Source organism: Streptomyces recifensis, assembly GCF_002154615.1.
Lineage (GTDB): Bacteria > Actinomycetota > Actinomycetes > Streptomycetales > Streptomycetaceae > Streptomyces > Streptomyces griseoluteus.
This window is the reverse complement of the sequence record NZ_MUNH01000404.1, coordinates 1-3,671: the sequence shown is the minus strand read 5'-3', so window position 1 is coordinate 3,671 and position 3,671 is coordinate 1. Positions and strand designations below refer to the sequence as shown.

General features: G+C 71.3%; 5 protein-coding genes. 3 read left to right on the top strand and 2 right to left on the bottom strand.

Going from position 1 to position 3,671, the window contains the following annotated elements:
* On the bottom strand, positions 1–471 hold a 471-nt coding region (locus CCN33_RS20875), incomplete at its 3' end, for a ScbR family autoregulator-binding transcription factor (RefSeq protein WP_208621817.1).
* A gap of 433 nt (positions 472–904) precedes the next feature.
* On the opposite strand from CCN33_RS20875, the gene CCN33_RS20870 reads away from it, so the two are divergent.
* The 3 genes from CCN33_RS20870 to CCN33_RS20860 all read left to right on the top strand — a co-directional run bounded on the left by CCN33_RS20870 (position 905) and on the right by CCN33_RS20860 (position 2,652).
* Positions 905–1,600 (top strand): HAD family hydrolase, encoded by a 696-nt coding sequence (locus tag CCN33_RS20870; protein ID WP_401126584.1) that lies wholly within the window; start codon positions 905–907, stop codon positions 1,598–1,600.
* A 131-nt stretch (positions 1,601–1,731) separates the two neighbouring features.
* Complete coding sequence (locus CCN33_RS20865) at positions 1,732–2,163, top strand: Rieske (2Fe-2S) protein (protein WP_086695092.1); 432 nt, start codon at positions 1,732–1,734, stop codon at positions 2,161–2,163.
* An 18-nt stretch (positions 2,164–2,181) separates the two neighbouring features.
* Entirely contained in the window at positions 2,182–2,652 is a 471-nt protein-coding gene (locus CCN33_RS20860) for a pyridoxamine 5'-phosphate oxidase family protein (protein ID WP_086695091.1), read from the top strand.
* Here CCN33_RS20860 and CCN33_RS20855 read toward each other — a convergent pair.
* Entirely contained in the window at positions 2,639–3,559 is a 921-nt protein-coding gene (locus CCN33_RS20855; protein ID WP_086695090.1) for a LysR family transcriptional regulator, read from the bottom strand. The genes CCN33_RS20860 and CCN33_RS20855 overlap by 14 nt on opposite strands.
* Between the last annotated feature and the right edge of the window lie 112 nt (positions 3,560–3,671).

The window sequence follows — 3,671 nt, the reverse complement described above, 5'->3', positions numbered from 1 at the left end:
GCGGGCGGTGGGGGCGGGCCGGATGTGCGGGGCCAGGTGACCGGTGGCCCGCGCCTGGGCCAGCAGGCGGGTGGTGGCGGCGGTCCAGAGGGCGAAGGGGTCGGGGAGCGTGGCGTTGATGACCTCGCGCTCCGCCCACAGCCTGGCGCCCCCACGGGTCACGGGATCCTCGGCGAGAGCCTTGGCGATGTCGTAGCTCAGCGCGACGAGCCGGTCCATCGGCGGGACCGTGTCGTTCGTATACCGGGCGGTGAGTTCCGGCCAGGTGGCGAAACGATCCCGGACGACGGCGAGGGCGATGCCCTCCTTGCTCGCGTAGTGGAAGTACACGGCACCGCTCGTCCGCCCCGACCTGCTGCTTATGTCGTTGACGCTGGTGCCCGCGTACCCGCGTTCGGCGAAGAGGGAGGCGGCCGCCTCCAGGAGTGATCGGCGCGTTGCCCTGGCGCGTTCCTGCAACGTCCCGTCCACCCTCGCTCAATGTTCCTGACGCCGAAGAATGTAGTGCGCCCGCGTGCGCCGGGAGCAACTGCAACCACACTCGCGCGGTAATTGCGCATTTCTTTCGAGGATGAACGCGGGCGAGTGGTAAAGGGTGCGCAACCCCTCCGTTTGAGTGCTTCGCCGGCGGAGCGGCGGCGGTCGTGCATCGGGGTCGTCTCCGTGGTGAACGCGACTCAACTGTGCTTGCGCGCCTTGCCATTGGCGGCCTCGGCGGCAACTCCCGCCGCCAGGTACCCAGAGGGTGCATACACCCCGAAACCCCTCACCGTCGATAACTCCTTGTAGTCATTTCCTCACTCTGAGCGCGCAAATAACGTAGCGGCCACGATGTTTCCGTTTCCCGAGCTATGCCGGGAATGCCCGTTCCAGGGAGGTCATTGTGTCCACCACGGGCCATCAAATGCTGAGCTGGTCCCCCAAGGCCGTCGTCTTCGACTGCGACGGCACGCTGATGGACAGCGAACGCCACTGGCAGGAGGCCCGCGGCCGGGCCTTCCGGGGTTTCGGCCTCCAGCCCCCGCCGGGCTTCGCCGACCGGGCCAAGGGGGTGCACTACGCCGACTGCGGGCGGCTGATGGCCGAGGCGGTGCACAAGCCCGAGCTGACCACGGACCTGACGGCCGCCCTCCTCCACCACTTCCTCGACCTCGTCGCGGACGACCCGGTGACGATGCCGGGCGCCGTCGACCTCGTGCGGCTGCTCTCCGGCAGACTCCCCCTCGCCGTGGCGAGCAACTGCCCCGCGGAGGTGGTGGAGGCGAGTCTCGAACGGGCCGGTCTGCGCGCCCACTTCGCGCACATCGTCGTCCCCTCACCGACGCCGGCCGGCGACACCGGCACGGTCCGCCCCAAGCCGTGGCCGGACGTGTACGAGACGGCGGCCCGGCTGTGCGGGGTGGACGCGGAGGAGGCGCTGGCCGTCGAGGACTCCCTGACCGGCGTGGAGTCGGCCCGCCGCGCCCGGCTGCGCGTCCTGGGCGTCGGCCCCCGGCCGGACGGGGACGACGCGCACCGTGCCGACCTGTGGGTACCCGCGCTGCACACGCCGGAGTTGCTGACCTGGGTGCACACCTGGGCGCCGCTCAACGGGAGTTGATCCGGGGGCCGCCTCTTACGCCGTCCTCATGCCCGGGCGGCGAGGATCGGGGCCGTCGGTGAACGTCAGGTGCCACGGGGCCGTACCCCTGGACGGATCAAGAACGCTCACCCAGGCGGAAGGAAACGCCCATGACCAGCGCAACGCCCCGACCCACTGCCGGCCCGGACCGGCGTACCGTGATCGCGGCGGCGGGAGCCGCCGGCCTCACCGTGGCGCTGGCGGCGTGCGGTTCGGGAGACGGCGACTCGGACGCGGCCGGCTCCGGTTCGGCCGGGGACGCCCTCGCCAGGACGGCCGACATCCCCGAGGGCGGCGGCAAGATCTTCAAGGACCAGGGGGTGGTGGTCACGCAGCCCAGCGCCGGTACGTACAAGGCGTTCTCCGCCAAGTGCACGCACCAGGGGTGCGCGGTGGGCAGTGTCGCGGACGGGGTGATCGTCTGCCCGTGCCACAACAGCCACTTCTCGGTGGCCGACGGCAGCGTGAAACAGGGACCGGCCACGGCCCCGCTGCCCGAGCAGAAGATCAGCGTGTCCGGCGACGAGATCAAGCTGGCCTGACCGGGAAGGGGGGGCCGCATGACCGTCACGCAGCAGCGCCGGGGCCGGAAGATCATGATGACGCCCGGTGAGCTGGACGAGTTCCTGACCAGTCAGCGCACCTGCCGGGTGGCGACCGTCTCGGCGGACGGCACCCCGCACGTGAGCGCGCTGTGGTTCGTCTGGGACGGCACCTCGCTGTGGCTCTACTCCGTGGTGCGCAGCAGACGCTGGACCCAGCTCCGGCACGACGCGCGGGTGGCGGTGGTCGTCGACTCCGGTGAGGAGTACGACCAGTTGCGAGGGGCCGAGCTGTCCGGGCGGGTGGAGTTCGTGGGCGAGGTGCCCCGTACGGGTGACCTGTGCGCCGAACTCGACACGGTGGAGACGCTGTTCGCCCGGAAGAACTTCGGTATGGACGAGATGCCGCACGACGGACGGCACGCCTGGGCCCGGCTGACCCCGGAGAAGGTCGTCTCCTGGGACTTCCGCAAGCTCAGCGGGCGTTGAGGGTTCGGCCGAGCCGCGCGGCCGCCGTGCGCAGGGCGTCGACGGCGGCCCGGATCGAGGGGCGCCGGTCGGCGTCCGCGCGCCACAGCACGTAGACGTGCCGCCGCACCCGCTGCTTGAGCGGCACCAGGACGACGCCGGGCGGTACGGGGTCGCGGCCCAGCAGGGGCGCGATGCACACCCCGAGTCCGGCGGCGACCAGCGCCAGTTGGGTGTGGGTCTCGCCCGCGCGATGGCCGACGATGGGTTCGACGCCCTTGGAGCGCAGGGTGAACAGCAGCCACTCGTGGCAGAACTCGCCCTCGCCCCAGGTGATCCACTCGTCCCCGGCGAACTCCGCGAGGTCGACCTCGTCCCGGCCCGCGAGCGGGTGTCCGGCGGGCAGGGCCACCTCGGCGGGGTCGTCCAGCAGGGGTTCCTTGACCAGGCCGTCGGGCACCGGCATCGGCTTGTTGTACCAGTCGAGGACGACCGCGAGGTCCAGGTCGCCGCGGGCGACCCCGGCGACGCCGAGTTCCGGCTCCAGCTCACAGGAGCGGAGCCGCAGGGCGGGGTGCTGGGCACGCAGTGCGGCGAGCGCGGCGGGGAAGAGGCCACGGGCCGCGGTGGGGAACGCGGACATCCTGAGTTCCCCCGCCACCTGGCCGCGGTGCGCCTCCAGGTCGGACTGGGCCAGCTCGACCTGGGAGAGGATGCGGGCCGCGTGCTCGGACAGCAGGCGCCCGGCGTCGGTGAGGCGCACGCCGCGCCCGTTCTTGGCGAGCAGCCGCTGCCCGGCCTCCCGCTCCAGCTTGCCGAGCTGCTGGGACACCGCGGACGTGGTCACATGCAGCGTCTCGGCGGCGGCGCTGACGGAGCCGTGCCGGGCGAAGGCGTGCAGGGTGCGCAGGCGCTCCAAGTTCAACATGTAAGCGATCCTAAACGGTATCCCACTCGCATTCTCGATTGTGCTACGAAGTTGCGTCCAGCATCTTTGAGGGCATGAGTACGGTCATCCCTTCCCCGACCCAGTCCCCCAC